Genomic DNA, 17,340 nt, shown 5'->3' on the forward strand with positions numbered 1-17,340 from the left:
CCGTGGACATCGACGTGAAGCTCCTGAAGGGCTTGGCACAAGAGAAGGAGATCCCCTTCGACCTGCTGGTCGAGGCGATCGAGTCGGCTCTCCTCATCGCATACCACCGCACCGAGGGCAGCCGCCGCCACGCGCGCGTGGTGCTCAGCGACACCGGCCATGTGACCGTGTGGGCGAAGGAGGACGCGGCCGACCTCGAAGAGGGCCAGGAGCCCAAGGAGTTCGACGACACACCCTCCGACTTCGGCCGGATCGCCGCCACCACCGCTCGCCAGGTCATCCAGCAGCGGCTGCGTGACGCGGAGAACGACGTCACCTTCGGCGAGTACGCCCGCCGTGAGGGCGATGTCGTCGCCGGCATGGTGCAGCAGGGCAAGGACCCCAAGAACGTCCTGGTCAGGCTGGACGACAAGCTCGAGGCGATTCTGCCGGTGCAGGAGCAGGTGCCGGGCGAGGAGTACACCCACGGGCTGCGGCTGCGTACATACGTGGTCCGCGTCGCCAAGGGTGTCCGCGGCCCGTCCGTGACCCTGTCCCGCACCCACCCGAACCTCGTGAAGAAGCTCTTCGCGCTGGAGGTCCCGGAGATCGCGGACGGCTCGGTCGAGATCGCGGCGATCGCCCGCGAGGCCGGTCACCGCAGCAAGATCGCCGTACGGTCCACGCGCTCCGGTCTGAACCCGAAGGGTGCCTGCATCGGCCCGATGGGCAGCCGGGTGCGCAATGTCATGGCCGAGCTGCACGGCGAGAAGATCGACATCGTCGACTGGTCGGACGACCCGGCCGAGATGGTGGCCAACGCCCTCTCGCCGGCCCGTGTCAGCAAGGTCGAGATCGTCGACCTGGGCGCCCGTTCCGCGCGCGTGACCGTCCCGGACTACCAGCTGTCGCTGGCGATCGGCAAGGAGGGGCAGAATGCCCGCCTGGCCGCCCGCCTAACCGGCTGGCGCATCGACATCCGCCCGGACACCGAGCAGAGCGCCGACGAGGGCTCCGACCAGCGCTGAGGGATCAAGACAACAACCGTTCGATTTTTGCCCCCATCGGGTGAGGTCGCTTCGGGGAGGTAGACTTAAACGTGTCTGGCCGGACGCAAGCCCCCGTGTGCCCTGAGCGAACCTGTGTGGGATGCCGGGAGCGAACGGCCAAGAGCGATCTGCTGCGCATCGTGGTGACCGGGGACGCTTGCGTCCCCGATGATCGCGGTACGCTGCCCGGCCGGGGTGCGTATGTACACCCCGCCTCGGTCTGTATCGACCTGGCGGTCCGCCGCCGGGCGTTCCCCCGGGCCTTCAGGGTCCAGGGACCGCTCGATACCGCGGAAGTACGCCGGTATGTCGAGGAGCAGGCAGCACCGTAAGAAGAAGTACGGCACGGAACCCCGTGCGGTCAGGTACCTCGCGAGTTGGAAGTAGGTCGAGATTGCGATGAGCACTCGATGAGTACGCGATGAGTACGCCCATGAAGTAGCGACGGTCCGGCGGTAACCCGGACCTAAAAGGAGCGAAGTGGCTAAGGTCCGGGTATACGAACTCGCCAAGGAGTTCGGGGTTGAGAGCAAGGTCGTCATGGCCAAGCTCCAAGAACTCGGTGAATTCGTCCGTTCGGCGTCCTCGACGATCGAGGCGCCGGTTGTACGCAAGTTGACTGACGCACTGCAGGGGCCCGGCGGCAACGCCGGCAAGTCCGCTGCCAAGCCCGGCGCGCCTCGTAAGGCCGCGCCCGCCAAGCCCGGCGCGCCGTCCCCGGCGTCGTCGGCACGTCCCGCTGCCCCCAAGCCCGGCGCACCGGCTCCCAAGCCGGCCGCAGCCGAGGTTCCGGCGAGCAGCACCCCCAGCATCCCCTCCGTGGCGCCGGCCTCTTCGGGCCCGCGTCCGGGTCCCAAGCCCGCAGTGGCCAAGCCCGCTCCGGCGGCTCCGGTGCCCGCGGCCGAGTTCTCGGCCCCGGCTCCGGCCCAGCCCGCAGCGCCGCAGGCCCCCGCGCGTCCCGCGTCGGGTGCCACTCCCGGCCCGCGTCCCGCCCGTCCGGCTCCGGCCGGCGGTCAGCGTGACGGCGGCCGTGACGGCGGTCAGCGTGACGGCGGCCGCGACGGTGCCCGTGATGGTGGCCGTGGTGGCGAGCGTCCCGCACGTCCCGCCGGTCAGGGCGCCCCGCGCCCCAGCGGCAACCGTCCGGCCGGTCCCCGTCCGGGCAACAACCCCTTCACGTCCGGTGGTTCCACCGGTATGGCGCGTCCCCAGACGCCCCGTCCGGGTGGCGCTCCGCGTCCCGGTGGTGCCGCTCCCGGCGCCCCGCGTCCGCAGGGTGGTCCCGGCGGCGCTCCCCGACCGCAGGGTCAGGGTGGCGCTCGTCCGAGCCCCGGCGGCATGCCGCGTCCGCAGGCTCCCCGCCCCGGTGGCGGCCCCGCGGGTAACCGCCCGAACCCGGGCATGATGCCGCAGCGTCCCGCGGCCAGCCCCCGTCCTGGTGGCGGTCCCGGCGGTGGCGGTGGCCGTGGTCCCGGCGCAGGCGGCGGCGGTCGTCCCGGCGGCGCCGGTGCCGGTCGTCCCGGCGGCGGTGGCGGTGGCGGCGGTTTCGCCGGTCGTCCCGGCGGTGGCGGTGGCGGCGGCGGTCGTCCCGGTGGCGGTGGCGGTTTCGCCGGTCGTCCCGGCGGCGGTGGCCCCGGTGGTGGCGGCGGATTCGGTGGCGGCGGTGGCCGTCCCGGCTTCGGCGGACGTCCGGGTGGTCCCGGCGGCCGTGGTGGCACGCAGGGCGCCTTCGGCCGTCCCGGCGGCCCGGCCCGTCGTGGCCGTAAGTCGAAGCGGCAGAGGCGCCAGGAGTACGAGGCCATGCAGGCCCCGTCGGTCGGCGGTGTGATGCTGCCTCGTGGCAACGGACAGTCCGTCCGTCTGTCGCGCGGTGCGTCCCTCACCGACTTCGCGGAGAAGATCAACGCCAACCCGGCGTCGCTCGTCGGCGTGATGATGAACCTCGGCGAGATGGTCACTGCCACGCAGTCCGTCTCCGACGAGACGCTGAAGATGCTCGCGGACGAGATGAACTTCGTCCTCGAGATCGTCAGCCCCGAGGAGGAGGACCGCGAGCTGCTCGAGTCCTTCGACATCGAGTTCGGCGAGGACGAGGGCGGCGAGGAGTTCCTCGTGTCCCGTCCGCCGGTCGTGACCGTCATGGGTCACGTCGACCACGGTAAGACCCGACTTCTGGACGCGATCCGCAAGACGAACGTCGTTGCGGGCGAGGCCGGCGGTATTACGCAGCACATCGGTGCGTACCAGGCCGGTACCGAGGTCAACGGTGAAGAGCGCAAGATCACCTTCATCGACACCCCCGGTCACGAGGCGTTCACCGCCATGCGTGCCCGTGGTGCGAAGTCCACCGACATCGCGATCCTCGTGGTCGCGGCGAACGACGGTGTGATGCCGCAGACGATCGAGGCGCTGAACCACGCCAAGGCGGCCGGTGTGCCGATCGTGGTCGCGGTCAACAAGATCGACGTCGAAGGTGCCGACCCGGTCAAGGTGCGCGGTCAGCTCACCGAGTTCGGTCTGGTCGCCGAGGAGTACGGCGGCGACACGATGTTCGTCGACATCTCCGCCAAGCAGGGTCTGCACATCGACTCCCTGCTGGAGGCCGTGATCCTCACCGCGGACGCCTCGCTCGACCTGCGGGCCAACCCGGAGCAGGACGCGCAGGGTATTGCGATCGAGGCTCACCTCGACCGCGGCCGCGGTGCCGTTGCGACCGTCCTGGTCCAGCGAGGCACGCTGCGCGTCGGCGACACGATGGTCGCCGGTGACGCGTACGGCCGTGTCCGCGCGATGCTCGACGACAAGGGCGAGAACGTGGAAGAGGCGGGTCCGTCGACTCCGGTCCTCGTCCTCGGTCTCACCAATGTCCCGGGTGCCGGCGACAACTTCCTGGTCGTCGACGAGGACCGCACCGCCCGCCAGATCGCCGAGAAGCGTGCCGCTCGTGAGCGGAACGCCAACTTCGCCCGCAAGGGTGTCCGGTTCTCCCTGGAGAACCTGGACGAGGCGCTCAAGGCCGGCCTGGTGCAGGAACTCAACCTCATCATCAAGGGCGACGCGTCCGGTTCGGTGGAGGCTCTCGAGTCCTCGCTGCTCCAGCTCGACGTCGGCGAAGAGGTCGACATCCGGGTCCTGCACCGCGGTGTGGGTGCTGTCACGGAGTCGGACGTCGACCTGGCGATGGGCTCCGACGCCATCGTCATCGGCTTCAACGTCCGCGCTGCCGGGCGTGCCCAGCAGATGGCGGAGCGCGAAGGCGTCGACGTCCGGTACTACTCGGTGATCTACCAGGCCATCGAGGAGATCGAGGCGGCCCTCAAGGGCATGCTCAAGCCGGAGTACGAAGAGGTCGAGCTCGGTACGGCGGAGATCCGCGAGATCTTCCGCTCGTCCAAGCTGGGCAACATCGCGGGTGTTCTCATCCGTTCCGGCGAGGTCAAGCGCAACACCAAGGCCCGGCTCATCCGCGACGGCAAGGTCATCGCGGAGGACCTCAACATCCAGGGTCTGCGCCGCTTCAAGGACGACGTCACCGAGATCCGCGAAGGCTTCGAGGGCGGTATCAACCTCGGAAACTTCAACGACATCAAGATCGACGACGTCATCGCGACGTACGAGATGCGCGAGAAGCCTCGCGGCTGATCCGCAGGGAGGTCCGGGGGTCACCCCCGGACCTCCCCTCAACAGTCGGGGCCGGTCGGCGGAGAGTATTTCCGTCGATCGGCCCCGGCTGTTCCGTGTACGGTTCTTGTGTCCCTGCCAAGAGCGGGCGGGGCTCCCTAACCCGTACCGGCGGGACATCCGGACATACATGTATGTGGGGACACTGTCCTTCGATCTGCTCCTCGGCGACGTACGGTCGCTGAAGGAGAAACGCTCCGTCGTCCGGCCGATAGTCGCCGAGCTCCAGCGCAAATACGCGGTGAGCGCGGCCGAAGTCGGCGACCAGGATCTTCATCGCAGGGCCGAGATCGGCCTGGCGGTGGTGTCCGGGGACACGGGGCACCTCACAGACGTACTGGACCGGTGCGAGCGCATGGTCGCCGCCCGGCCCGAAGTGGAGCTGCTGTCGGTAAGACGGCGGCTGCACAGTGATGAAGACTGAGCAAGGAAATAAGGAGAAGGACCAGTGGCCGACAACGCGCGGGCGAAGAAGCTGGCGGACCTCATCCGGGAGGTGGTCGCCGAGAAGCTGCAGCGCGGCATCAAGGACCCGCGCCTGGGTACGCACGTGACCATCACGGACACCCGTGTCACCGGCGACCTGCGGGAGGCCACGGTCTTCTACACGGTGTACGGCGACGACGAGGACCGGGCCAGTGCGGCAGCCGGGCTGGCGAGCGCCAAGGGCGTGCTGCGCTCGGCGGTCGGAGCGGCGGCGGGGACGAAGTTCACGCCGACCCTGACGTTCGTGGCGGACGCACTCCCGGAGAACGCCAAGACGATCGAGGACCTGCTCGACAAGGCGCGCGCCTCGGACGCCAAGGTGCGTGAGGTGTCCTCGGGTGCCGCGTACGCCGGCGAGGCCGACCCGTACCGCAAGCCTGAGGACGAGGACGCGGACGGGGACGAAGCCGCGGAATGACGGAGCAGAACAGGACGCCGGACGGCCTTGTCATCGTCGACAAGCCGTCCGGCTTCACTTCGCACGACGTCGTCGCCAAGATGCGCGGGATCGCCAGGACCCGCCGCGTCGGACACGCGGGGACGCTGGACCCCATGGCCACCGGTGTGCTGGTCCTGGGCGTCGAGAAGGCCACCAAACTTCTCGGGCACCTCGCGCTGACCGAGAAGGAGTACCTCGGCACCATCAGGCTGGGGCAGAACACCGTCACCGACGACGCGGAGGGCGAGATCACGTCCTCGGCCGATGCCTCCGGGGTCACCCGGGAGGGCATCGACGCGGGCGTCGCCAAGCTGACCGGCGCCATCATGCAGGTGCCGTCGAAGGTCAGCGCCATCAAGATCGACGGCAAGCGGTCGTACGCGCGCGTGCGTGGCGGCGAGGAATTCGAGATCCCGGCCCGGCCGGTGACCGTGTCGTCGTTCCAGGTGTACGACGTGCGGGAGGCGGTGGCCGAGGACGGGACGCCGGTCGTGGACCTGGTCGTCTCGGTGGTCTGCTCGTCCGGTACGTACATCCGCGCTCTCGCCCGTGACCTCGGCGCCGATCTGGGCGTCGGCGGGCATCTGACGGCGCTGCGGCGGACCCGGGTCGGTCCCTACGGACTCGACGCGGCGAAGACGCTCGACCAGCTCCAGGAGGAGCTGACCGTGATGCCGATCGCCGATGCCGCGGCGGCCGCGTTCCCGCGCTGGGACGTGGACGAGAGGCAGGCGAAGCTGCTCACCAATGGCGTACGGCTGGACATGCCGGCCTACGAGTCCGCGCCGGTGGCGGTCTTCGGACCCGACGGGCGCTTCGTGGCACTGGTGGAGGAGCAGAAGGGCAAGGCCAAGAGCCTCGCCGTCTTCGGCTGAGCGGCCGGGACCGGGACCAGGACCGGGACCAGGACCGGGCCGGGAATCGGGCCGGGAATCGGTCCCATCGTGGAACGGGCAGGGCCGCTGCCCGTTCCACGATCCCCCTCGGAAGGGGTCTATCCGTCGCGGCCCCCGTATTCACCCCTTCGGGCAGGCGCTCGGAGTGAACCGAGGGTGCACTCGGGGGCGCTTTCAGGATGCGTCCTTCTCCCGCTGATCACTGCCGACCTACCGTCGACAGCATGGGACGCGGGGACCTGGCAACGCTGGTACGTATCTGCGATCTGGCGGGACGGCCGCGTGGGACCGGCTTCGTCGCCGACGATCTGGGCACGGTCGTAACGAGTCATGAGGCGGTCGACGGGCTCGTACGGGTCGTGCTGCACGCCCCCGGCGAGCGCACCTGCCTCGCCGAGGCCGACGCCATCGTCCCCCTTCCGGAGGCCGGTCTGGCCCTGCTGCGCACCGAAGGGCTCGGGGTGCGGCCGCTGCCGATCAGCAGGCGGGAGCGGGTAGAGACGGGGGCGTACGTACGGCTCGCGGCCCATGGCTGGCGCGAGGCCCGCGTGCTCGGTGCCGCCCAGGTGACGTACACCGCGACCGACCGCTTCCATCTTCTCGGCGACGCCATGGAGCTGGCGATCGGGACGGACGGCAGCGACGCGCTGCGACCGGGCGGCGAGGCCGCCGGGGGACCGGTGCTGGACGCCGTGACCGGTACGGTGCTCGCCGTCCTCGGCACCGCGCTGCAGGCCGGGCACCGGGCGGCCGGGCTCGCGCTGCCGCTGCGTGCGGCGGGACTGCCGGCGGACGGGCCGCTCGCCGAGCTGCTGCGGCGCAATGCGGCGACCGTGCCCGCGTACGGGCACGACCTCAACCTCGCGGCCGTGCTGGAGCTCACCGCCACCTCCGCCGGCTCGGCCGGCGGGCCGAGCGCCTGGCCCGATCCGGTTGAACGGCCGTACAGCGTACGGGAGTTCGCCTCCTTCACCGGCCTGGTCATGGGACTCGTCGGCGATCCCGGGACGGGCCGCACGACCGAACTCGCCGCGTTCGCCGAGCGTCGCGCGTGCGGTGCGGAACCCGCCCCCACCGTGTGGTTGCGCGGTGCCGACCTGCACGCCGACGACGCCTCGGTCGCGGACGCGGTGGCGCGTACCCTCCGGCAGGCCGGACGCATCCTCGCCGCGTCGGGGGCGCGCGGGGAGATGGAGCCGGTCACCCCCGAGCGGGTGGCACGGCTGGCGCGCGAGGCCGGGCGGCCCCTGCTCATCCTGCTCGACGGGCCCGAGGAGATGCCGCCCGTACTCGCCCATCGGCTGCCCGACTGGACGGCTGGGACAGCGAGTTGGCTGAGCTCCTGCGATGTGCGGATGGTCGTCGGCTGCCGGCCCGAGCACTGGGAACAGGCCGGTGCGCTCTACCCGCCGGACGTACTGCACCGGCCGGCCACGCCCGCGCAGCGGTTGCCGCCGGCACTCCGCGTCGACGACCTGTCCGCCGGGGAGGCGGAGCAGGCGCGTGAGCGGTACGGGCTCCCGGCCGGCGCGATCGCCGCGGCCGACGAACGGCATCCGCTGGCGCTGCGGCTGCTGGCAGAGGTACGGGAGGCGCTGCCCGGCGACGTGCCGGGGCGGCCCGGCCGGGAGGACGTCTTCACCGCCCATCTGGATCTGCTGTGCCTGCGGATCGCGGTCCGTGTCGCCGCGGAGTCCAGGCCACCGCTGCGGGGTTCCGCGGTCCGCCGCCTGGCGGCGAGGGTGGCGGGCCAGGTGCACGAGGCGGCGCGGCTCTGTCTCGGTCCCGGGCAGGGAGAACTGGACCGTGAGTCCTTCGAGGAGCTCTTTCCCTGGGGGACGGGCTGGGCGTCCGCGGTCCTCACCGAAGGCCTGCTGGTTCTGGCGGGCGGGGGCTACCGCTTCGCGCACGAGGAACTCGGGGACTGGCTCCAGGGCGCGCACCTCGACCTCGACGCGGCGCTGCACTCCCTGGTCCACCGCCGGCACGCGCGGGCGCCTGTGGGGCTGCCGTCGCGTCCTGGTGCGAGCGGCCGCGGGTCCGGGCACGTCCCGCCGCCCCCGGGCTCGGGGGACGGGAAACCCCGCCCGCTGCCTGTCCCGCGCCATCGCATCGGCCCGGTGGTCCAGGCGCTGTTGCTGCTGGGCAGGGTGGGCGGACCGGCGGAACTGACCCGCAGGCTGGAGGAGTTGGTGGACGCGCTGGAACGGCGGAGGAGGGTCCGGCTCCCGTCCGGGGAGGCGGCGGGGCGAGGGGTCGATGACGCGCAGTGGTGGGGTTCATCTTCTCGGGAGGCGCTGCTGCGGGTGCCCGACCCCGGGGCGTACCTTCCCGTACTGCGGCTGCTCGCGGAGCGGATCACCCGGAGGTCGGTCCGCGAGGGCGGACCCCAACACCTCGGCGCACTGGGCGAGTTCGGACCCTGGTTCTGGGACCGGCTGCGGGTGACCGAGGCCGAGCGACTCGATCTGCTGCGACGGCTGGTGCCTGCGGATGGGGCGCCGGGGTTCGGGCGGGAGCGGCGGGCGCGTGGGGCTCGGACCGGGCGCGTGGCGTCCGAGGGCGCGCCCGGGGCTCGGCACCGCTACCTCGATGCCGTCGCCGCGCGGCTGGTCGCCGACCCTCGCGCCGTACAACCGCTGCTGTGCCGCTGGTTCACCGACGCCACGCCCCTGCCCGCCGACCCCGGCGCCGAGGTGCGGCCCACCGTCGCCGCCGCCGCGCAGGCCCTGCTGTACGCCCGCCGCGGCCTCGCCCTCGACGACCTCACCGAAGCCCTCGTCGCCACCGCCCACCCCCGCGCCGACGAGCTCCTCGCCGTGCTCGCCGAGGAAGAGCCGTCCGTCCTCTGCCGGGCCGTCGACCGCTGGGCCCACGACCCGCGCTCCGAGCGGCGCGGCGCGGCCGCGACGTACGGCCTGGCCACCGTCCCCCGCGTCACCACCGACGCCGACCGCGAGCTGCTGCGCTACGCCGCGCTCGCGCTGCTCGCGCGCCCCGCCGACACCACACTGCACGGTCCCGCGCTCGCGCTCCTCGTGCGGGATCCGCACACGCGCTCCCGGTATCTCGGCCCGGCACTGGCCGCCTTCCGTGACGGCGACCCCCGGCTGCCCGCGAGCGCCCTCGCCGCCGCGCTCACCACCCATCCCGAGCCCGTACTCGCCGCCCTCCAGGCCCGGCTGCACCAGGCCGGCGACGGCGCGGGCGAAGTGCTGCGCGCCCTCGCCGAGGTCACCACGCCCGCGCTCGCCCGCCGTGCGGCCGCGCTCGTCGGCGAGTACGTCGACCGCCGGCCTGAAGGCGCGGCCCACGCCGCCGCGTACGTCGACTGCCTCCTCGAGCAGGGACCGGCCGCCCGCGCCGTCCTGTTCCCGCTGATCACCGGTCTGCTCCGGGGCCGCCCGGTCCAGGTGCGCAGAGCGCTGGCGCCCGTACTCGCCGCGCCCGGCGGCGGCCCCGCATCCCGGCCGCTGCGCGCCGAGCTCCTCGACGTACTGCTGGAGTACGAGCAGCACGAAGGGGAAGACCTGACCGTCCTCGACGCCCTGCTGCGGGCCGCCGCGCTCGGCTGCGGGAGCCGCGCCGAGTCCGGCACCCGGGAGCTGGTGCACCGCACCGGCCTGCTCCTCGTCCGTACCCCCGAGGGCGCGACCTGCTTCGACCGGCGGCTGGTCGAGCTGGCCCGCGAGGTGCCGGGCTTCGCGGCGCTGGTCTCGGGGTGGCTGGCCCGCGCGCCGCACGAGTGGGCCCTGGTGGTCGGCCCGAGCGCACACCGGACGGTCGCGAACCTCGGCAGCCCGGTGCCGATGCGAACCGGCAGCCGCGGGCATGGCAGTCTTAGACCTGCGTAATCGGCAATCACGTACACAGGTTCGGGCGAGGAGCGGTCACAGTGCAGCGCTGGCGTGGCTTGGAGGACATCCCCCAGGACTGGGGACGCAGCGTCGTCACCATCGGCTCCTACGACGGAGTGCACCGCGGGCACCAGCTGATCATCGGGCGGGCCGTGGAGCGGGCGCGCGAGCTGGGGGTGCAGTCGGTCGTCGTGACCTTCGACCCGCATCCCAGCGAGGTCGTACGGCCCGGCAGCCACCCGCCGCTGCTCGCCCCGCATCACCGGCGCGCCGAGCTGATGGCGGAGCTGGGCGTCGACGCGGTGCTGATCCTTCCGTTCACGAAGGAGTTCTCGACGCTGTCGCCGGCCGACTTCATCGTGAAGGTGCTGGTCGACAAGTTGCACGCGCGCGCGGTGATCGAGGGCCCGAACTTCCGCTTCGGCCACAAGGCGGCGGGCAATGTCGCCTTCCTGGCCGAGCTGGGCGCGACGTACGACTACGAGGTCGAGGTCATCGACCTCTTCGTGAGCGGCGAGGCGGGCGGTGGCGAGCCGTTCTCCTCGACCCTGACGCGCCGCCTGGTCTCGGACGGCGACGTCGAGGGCGCGGCCGAGATCCTGGGCCGCCCGCACCGGGTCGAGGGCGTGGTGGTCCGGGGGGCGCAGCGGGGCCGTGAGCTGGGGTACCCGACGGCGAACGTGGAGACGCTGCCGCATACGGCGATCCCGGCGGACGGGGTGTACGCGGGGTGGCTGACGGCGGACGGGGAACGGATGCCGGCGGCGATCTCGGTGGGTACGAACCCGCAGTTCGACGGGACGGAGCGGACGGTTGAGGCGTACGCGATCGACCGCGTCGGTCTTGATCTGTACGGGCTGCATGTGGCGGTGGACTTCCTGGCGTATGTGCGGGGCCAGGAGAAGTTCGACTCGATCGATGCGCTGCTGGAGGCGATCGCGGCGGACGTGAAGAGGTGCCGCGAGCTGACGGGCATGGCGTAGGGGCCGGTCCGCCCCGCACCCCGACCCCGCCTGGGCCCCACGCCGAGAGGCCCCGTCACGCCCAGTGGCACGCCACCCCACCCCGCCGCCCCAGCACCGGCAGCCCCTCCGTCCGGCAGCGGTCCGCCACCCCCGCCCGGTCCGCCTCGCCCGACGCCAGTACCTGGCAGCGCGCGTGGAAGCGGCAGCCGCCCGGGATCCGGGACGGGTCCGGCGGTTCGCCCGTCAGGATCACCGGCGCGCCGCCCGACTCCGGCAGGACCGACAACAGTGCCTGGGTGTACGGGTGCTGGGGCGAGGTCAGTACCTCCTCCACCGGACCCGACTCCACGATCCGGCCCAGGTACATCACCGCGACCCGGTCCGCGATGTTCCACGCGAGGCCCAGGTCGTGCGTCACCACCAGTGCGGACAGGCCCAGTTCGTCGCGCAGGCGCAGCAGCAGCGCGAGGATCTCGCCGCGTACGGAGGCGTCCAGCGAGGCCACCGGCTCGTCGGCGACGATCAGTTCGGGCTCCAGGACCAGCGCGCCGGCGATGACGACCCGCTGGCGCTGGCCGCCCGAGAGCTCGTGCGGGTAGCGCAGGAAGAAGCGCTCCGGCGGGCGCAGCCCGGCCCGCGAGAGTGCCTCGGCGACTGCCTCGCGCTCGTCCCCGGTGTACCCGTGGATCCGCAGGCCCTCGGCCACCGCGTCGTACACCGTGTGCCGCGGATTGAGCGAGCCGCTCGGATCCTGGAGCACCAGCTGTACCCGCTTGCGGTAGGACTTCAGGGCGCGCGAGCTGTACGAGAGCGGCTCACCGGAGAACGTGACCCGGCCCGCCGTCGGCGCGACGAGGCCGAGCAGCGAGCGCGCCAGCGTCGTCTTGCCGCAGCCGGACTCACCGACCAGGGCGACGATCTCACCGGCTCCGATGTCCAGATCGACCCCGTCGACGGCACGGGCGGAAGGCCCGCCGCGCCGCCCGGGGAAGGTGACATGAAGCCCTGAGGCGGAGAGAAGGGGGGCAGTGGTCATGTCAGCGGACTCCTGTGGGAAAGGGCGCCTGTATTGAGGCCCGTCCGGCGATGGAGGACGGGCCGGACTGCCACGGTCACGACGCCGGCCCGGCCACATGCACGCACGCCGCCCGCCGCCCGTCGCCCAGCATCGACAGCACCGGGTCCTCCTCCGCGCACGCCTCCAGCGCGACCGGGCAGCGCGGGTGGAACGTACAGCCGCCCGGCAGCGCCGACGGATCCGGCGGGTCGCCCGGCAGGCCGCGCGGGGCCCGGCGCGAAGCGACGTCGCCGACGCGCGGGAAGGCCGCGGACAGGGCCCGCCCGTACGGATGCTCCGCCGCGTCGTACACCGTCCGCGCCGGCCCCTCCTCGACGATCCGGCCCGCGTACATCACCGCCAGCCGGTCGCACGTGTCGGCCAGCACCGCCAGATCGTGGCTGATCATGAGCAGGGAGATGGACTGCTCGGCGACCAACTGCTCGATCAGCCGCAGGATCTGCGCCTGGATCATGACGTCCAGCGCGGTGGTGGGCTCGTCCGCGACGATGAGCCGGGGGTCGCAGGCGAGCGCCATCGCGATCATCACGCGCTGCCGCTGGCCGCCGGAGAGCTCGTGCGGATACGCCTCCGCGCGCGCGGGGGGCAGCCCCACCTCATGGAGGAGCTCGGCGACGCGCTTCCTCGCGGCCGCGGGCGTGGACTTCTGGTGCAGCAGGATCGGCTCGGCGATCTGGTCGCCGATCCGGTGCACCGCGTTGAGGGAGTGCATCGCGCCCTGGAAGACGATCGACGCGCCCGCCCACCGTACGGCTCGCAGCCGCCCCCACTTCATGGCGAGGACGTCCTCGCCGTCGAGCAGGATCTCGCCGCTGAGGCGGGCGGAGGCAGGAAGCAGCCGGAGCAGGGCGAGGGCGAGCGTCGACTTGCCGCAGCCCGACTCACCGGCGATGCCCAGCTTCTGGCCGGCGTCGAGGCTGAGGTCGACCCCGCGTACGGCGGGGACCGCACGGGCCCCGGAGCCGTACGTGACATGCAGGTCCTTGACTTCGAGCAGGCTCAACGAGCCACCCCCAGCTTCGGGTTGAGCACGGCCTCGATCGCGCGCCCGCACAGGGTGAAGGCGAGTGCCACCAGCGCGATGGCGATACCGGGCGGCGCCAGATACCACCAGTGGCCCGAGGAGACCGCGCCCGCCTCCCGGGCGTCCTGGAGCATGCCGCCCCAGGAGACGATCGTCGGATCGCCGAGGCCGAGGAAGGCCAGCGTCGCCTCGGTCAGGATCGCGCTGGAGATGCCGAGCGTCGTCTGGGCGAGGACCAGCGGCATCACATTGGGCAGCACATGGCGGCTCATGATGTGGCCGTGCCCGCCGCCGAGGGCCTTCGCCCGTTCGATGTACGGGCGGGACTCGACCGCGATGGTCTGCGCGCGCACCAGCCGTGCGGTCGTCGGCCAGCTGGTGACGCCGATCGCGATGATGACCGTCCATACGCTCCGGGACATCACGGTCGCGAGCACGATCGCCAGTACCAGCGTCGGCATCACCAGGAACCAGTCCGTGATCCGCATCAGCACGGAGGAGAACCAGCCGCCGTAGTGACCGGCGATGATTCCGGTGAGGGTTCCGATGGCCACCGACAGCGCGGCGGCGAGCAGGCCGACGGTGAGCGAGATCCGCGCGCCCCACACCAGCAGTCCGAGCAGCGAGCGCCCGAACTGGTCGGTGCCGAGGGGGAATTCACCGCTCGGCTTCTCCAGTGCGGTGCCCGGCGCGTTCGTCACGCTCTGCACGTCGGAGCCGACGAGCAGCGGCGCGGCGAGCGCCACCAGGGCGATCAGTGCGAGCGCGCCGAGACCGTAGAGCCCCGCCCGGTGCGTGCGGTACGAGCGCCAGAAGCGGGCCACCGAGTCTCGGCGGCGCGCCCAGGCGAGCGACGTTGCTGTGGCGGTCGTCGTCGTCATCGGCCCACCCGGGGATCGAGCAGCGGATAGAGCAGGTCGGCGAGGAGGTTCATCAGGATCATCGCGCCGGCGAAGACCACGAAGAGCCCCTGGACGAGCGGCAGATCGGGCACGCTCAGTGCCTGGTAGAAGAGCCCGCCCAGGCCGGGCCAGGAGAAGACCGTCTCGACGAGGATCGAACCGGCCGCCACATGGCCCAGGTTGATGAAGACCATGGTGACCGTGGGCAGCAGCGCGTTGGGCACGGCATGGTGGCGGCGTACGACATCGTCCCGCAGGCCCTTCGCCCGCGCCGTCGTCAGATAGTCGCTGCCCATCTCGTCCAGCAGCGAGGAGCGCATCACCAGCAGCGTCTGGGCGTAACCGACCGCGACCAGCGTGAGGACCGGCAGCACCATGTGGTGCGCGACATCGGCGACGTACGCGAAGCCGGTCTCGTCGCCCGACTCCATGCCACCGGTCGGGAACATGCCCGGGATCGGGCCGATGCCCACCGAGAAGGTGATGATCAGCAGCAGTCCGAGCCAGAAGGAGGGCACGGACCACAGGGTCAGCGCCACGCCCGTGTTGAGCTTGTCGCCGAGGCTGCCGTTGCGCCAGGCGGAGCGGGTGCCGAGCCAGAGCCCGATCGCCGAGTAGATCAGCACGGCGACACCGGTGAGCAGGAGTGTCGCGGGCAGCTTCTGGGTGATCAGATCACCGACAGGGGCGTGGAACTGGTACGAGGTACCGAGATCGCCCGTCAGCGCCTTGGCGCAGTAGTCGGTGAACTGCTGCCACATGGGCTGGTCCAGCCCGAACTGACGGCGCAGTGTGGCCAGTTGCGCTGCGGACGTCGGCATGCCATGTGTCATGGCCTTCACCGGGTCGCCGGGGATGATCCGGAAGAGGAAGAAGCTGGTGACCAGCACGGCGAGCAGCGAGATCGCCGCACCGCCCAGCTTGCCCGCCACATAGAGGAGATAGGCCCGTACGTTGCCGCTCGCGGCGCGGGCCTCCTGGGCCCGCGCCACAGCGGTGGTGCTGGTCGTGCTCGTGGTGCTCATCGGCTATTCACGGTCTTCCGCGGTGGAACGCCGGCGCATCACGACGAAGAGCCCGAGTCCGGCGGCGAGGACGACGGCCGCGACGATGCCGATCACGACGCCCATGGAGGAGCCGCTGTCGGAGCTGCCGTCACCGGCGGCCGGTTCGGCCGACCACCAGCTCCAGTAGCCGTCCTGGCCCCACAGATTGCCCGCGGCCTCCGGCATCGTCGTGATGGACTTGATCTGGTCGGTACGGTACGCCTCGACGGCGTTCGGATACGCGAGGACATTCATGTAGGCGGTGTCGTACAGCCGGGACTGCATCTCCTTGACCAGCCCGACCCGCTTGGCCGCGTCGTACTCTGCGCTCTGCTTCCCGTACAGCTCGTCGAACCGCTTGTCGCAGATGAAGTTGTCGGTCGCGCCGGTGTCCTTGGGCGTGGCCGGCAGCGCCCCGCAGGTGTGGATCGAGAGGACGAAGTCCGGGTCGGGGTTGACGGACCAGCCGTCGAAGGCCAGGTCGTAATCGCCCTTGAGCCAGGGGTCGGAGACATTGTCGAGGCAGTCGACCTTGAGCCCGACGCCCAGCTCGCCCCACCACTCCTGGAGATACTTGCCGATCGCCTTGTCGTTGGGGTCGGTGGCGTGGCAGAGGATGCGGAAGTCGAGCGCCTTGCCGTCCTTGCCGACGCGCTTGCCGCCGCCGTTCCTCTTGTAGCCGGCCTGGTCGAGGAGCTGGGCCGCCCTGGCCGGGTCGTACGCGACCCTCTGGCTCGCGTCCGGCTTCCAGAAGTACGAGTCGAAGCGCGGCGGGATATAGCCCTCGCCCTCCACCGCGTGCCCCTGGAAGACCTTGTCGACGATGGTCTTGCGGTCGGTGGCCGCGAAGAGGGCCTTGCGTACGGCCGGGTCGAGCAGGGCCTTGTGGCCGCTGCCGAAGGTCTTGCCGTCCTTCGACCTGGCGCCCGGGTTGGTGGCGAGGGCGAAGAAGCGGCGGCCGGGCGCGTCGTTGACCTTGATGTTGTCGGCGCTCCTGAGCGCGGTGGCCTGGGCGGGGGTGAGGCCCTGGACGAAGGAGACCTCGCCCTTCTGCAGGGCCGCGACCGCCGCGTCACCGTCCTTGTAGTACTTGAGCACCAGCTCGTCGAACTTGGGCGCGCCCCGCCAGAAGTCCTTGTTGGGCTTGAGCTTGACGAACTGGTCGACCTTGAAGTCGGTGACGACGAACGGGCCGTTGCCGACGATCGGGAACTGCTTGTCGTTGTTGAACTTCGAGAAGTCGCCGACCTTCTCCCAGACGTGCTTGGGCACGATCGGGACGTCGAGTGCCGTCATGGTGGCCTGCGGCTTCTTCAGCTCGATGACCAGCGTCTCGGGGTTCGGCGCTGTGACCTTCTTGAAGTTGGCCGTGAAGCTGCCGTTGGCGGTGGCGGCGTTCTCGTCCGTCATCATCTTGTTGAAGGTCCAGGCGGCGTCCTCGGCGGTGGCCTGCTTCCCGTCGGACCACTTGGAGTTCTTCCGGATGGTGTACGTCCACGTCAGCTTGTCCGGGGACGTCTTCCACTCGGTGGCGAGGCCGGGGACCGGGTGGGCGTCCTTGACGTCATAATTCGTCAGGTACTCGTAGGCCAACCGGTGGATGGTGGTACTGACCAGCTTCTGCGCCAGGAACGGACTCAGGGAGTCCACGCTCTGCGAGACGGCGACGGTGAGGACCTTCTTGCCGCCGTTGTCCTTGCCGTCGTCGGCGGCCTGGGCGGAGGGGGTTGCCGATCCCGCCAGCAGTACGGCGGCGGCGCCGGAGGCCAGAAGCAGTCGGATGCGGGCTGGAACCTTTGTGACCATGGGAAGGGGACCTCGCGTCATCACTCGCTCGGAGTAGGCAGGTTGAGCTCTGGTTCGCCAATGGGTGAAGCGAGGTTTATCAGCGGCGGTCGATTGCGTCAACGGGCCGTCAAACCCCGTGTGGGCTGCGGG

The 17,340-nt window shown here is 71.3% G+C and carries 13 protein-coding genes; 8 read left to right on the forward strand and 5 right to left on the reverse strand.

Features of this window, described 5'->3' with window-relative positions; translation table 11 throughout:
• The first annotated feature begins 2 nt into the window (after positions 1–2).
• From nusA to SLUN_RS28935, 8 genes are all read left to right on the forward strand, one after another.
• Positions 3–1,007, forward strand: a complete 1,005-nt coding sequence (gene nusA / locus SLUN_RS28900) for a transcription termination factor NusA (protein ID WP_108152910.1) — start codon at positions 3–5, stop codon at positions 1,005–1,007.
• Positions 1,008–1,078: 71 nt separating this feature from the next.
• On the forward strand, positions 1,079–1,360 hold the full coding sequence (locus tag SLUN_RS28905; protein ID WP_108152911.1) for a YlxR family protein: 282 nt from the start codon (positions 1,079–1,081) through the stop codon (positions 1,358–1,360).
• 148 nt (positions 1,361–1,508) lie between these two features.
• Positions 1,509–4,670, forward strand: coding sequence for a translation initiation factor IF-2 (gene infB, locus SLUN_RS28910; RefSeq protein ID WP_108152912.1), 3,162 nt, complete (start codon positions 1,509–1,511; stop codon positions 4,668–4,670).
• 169 nt (positions 4,671–4,839) lie between these two features.
• Positions 4,840–5,133, forward strand: coding sequence for a DUF503 domain-containing protein (locus SLUN_RS28915; RefSeq protein ID WP_067164897.1), 294 nt, complete (start codon positions 4,840–4,842; stop codon positions 5,131–5,133).
• 24 nt (positions 5,134–5,157) lie between these two features.
• The gene (gene rbfA, locus SLUN_RS28920) at positions 5,158–5,613 is read left to right on the forward strand and encodes a 30S ribosome-binding factor RbfA (RefSeq protein WP_108152913.1); all 456 of its coding nucleotides are present in this window, start codon (positions 5,158–5,160) and stop codon (positions 5,611–5,613) included.
• Positions 5,610–6,509 carry a tRNA pseudouridine(55) synthase TruB gene (gene truB, locus SLUN_RS28925; RefSeq protein ID WP_108152914.1) on the forward strand — a complete coding sequence of 300 codons (900 nt, stop codon included), beginning with the start codon at positions 5,610–5,612 and terminating at the stop codon, positions 6,507–6,509. Before rbfA ends, truB begins: the two co-directional genes overlap by 4 nt.
• Positions 6,510–6,754: 245 nt before the next feature.
• Positions 6,755–10,384 carry a S1 family peptidase gene (locus tag SLUN_RS28930; protein WP_108152915.1) on the forward strand — a complete coding sequence of 1,210 codons (3,630 nt, stop codon included), beginning with the start codon at positions 6,755–6,757 and terminating at the stop codon, positions 10,382–10,384.
• A gap of 41 nt (positions 10,385–10,425) precedes the next feature.
• Positions 10,426–11,370 carry a bifunctional riboflavin kinase/FAD synthetase gene (locus SLUN_RS28935; protein ID WP_108152916.1) on the forward strand — a complete coding sequence of 315 codons (945 nt, stop codon included), beginning with the start codon at positions 10,426–10,428 and terminating at the stop codon, positions 11,368–11,370.
• A gap of 55 nt (positions 11,371–11,425) precedes the next feature.
• Here SLUN_RS28935 and SLUN_RS28940 read toward each other — a convergent pair whose 3' ends face one another.
• The 5 genes from SLUN_RS28940 to SLUN_RS28960 form a co-directional block, all read right to left on the reverse strand.
• Positions 11,426–12,388 carry an ABC transporter ATP-binding protein gene (locus SLUN_RS28940; RefSeq protein ID WP_108152917.1) on the reverse strand — a complete coding sequence of 321 codons (963 nt, stop codon included), beginning with the start codon at positions 12,386–12,388 and terminating at the stop codon, positions 11,426–11,428.
• Positions 12,389–12,464: 76 nt separating this feature from the next.
• Positions 12,465–13,433 carry an ABC transporter ATP-binding protein gene (locus SLUN_RS28945; RefSeq protein WP_108152918.1) on the reverse strand — a complete coding sequence of 323 codons (969 nt, stop codon included), beginning with the start codon at positions 13,431–13,433 and terminating at the stop codon, positions 12,465–12,467.
• Entirely contained in the window at positions 13,430–14,335 is a 906-nt protein-coding gene (locus SLUN_RS28950; protein WP_108152919.1) for an ABC transporter permease, read from the reverse strand. The genes SLUN_RS28945 and SLUN_RS28950 overlap by 4 nt, the downstream gene beginning before the upstream one ends.
• Positions 14,332–15,381 carry an ABC transporter permease gene (locus tag SLUN_RS28955; protein ID WP_108152920.1) on the reverse strand — a complete coding sequence of 350 codons (1,050 nt, stop codon included), beginning with the start codon at positions 15,379–15,381 and terminating at the stop codon, positions 14,332–14,334. The genes SLUN_RS28950 and SLUN_RS28955 overlap by 4 nt, the downstream gene beginning before the upstream one ends.
• A 3-nt stretch (positions 15,382–15,384) precedes the next feature.
• Complete coding sequence (locus tag SLUN_RS28960) at positions 15,385–17,208, reverse strand: ABC transporter substrate-binding protein (RefSeq protein ID WP_108152921.1); 1,824 nt, start codon at positions 17,206–17,208, stop codon at positions 15,385–15,387.
• Positions 17,209–17,340 lie beyond the last annotated feature (132 nt).

The organism is Streptomyces lunaelactis (assembly GCF_003054555.1).
In the GTDB taxonomy this organism is placed as follows: Bacteria; Actinomycetota; Actinomycetes; order Streptomycetales; family Streptomycetaceae; genus Streptomyces; species Streptomyces lunaelactis.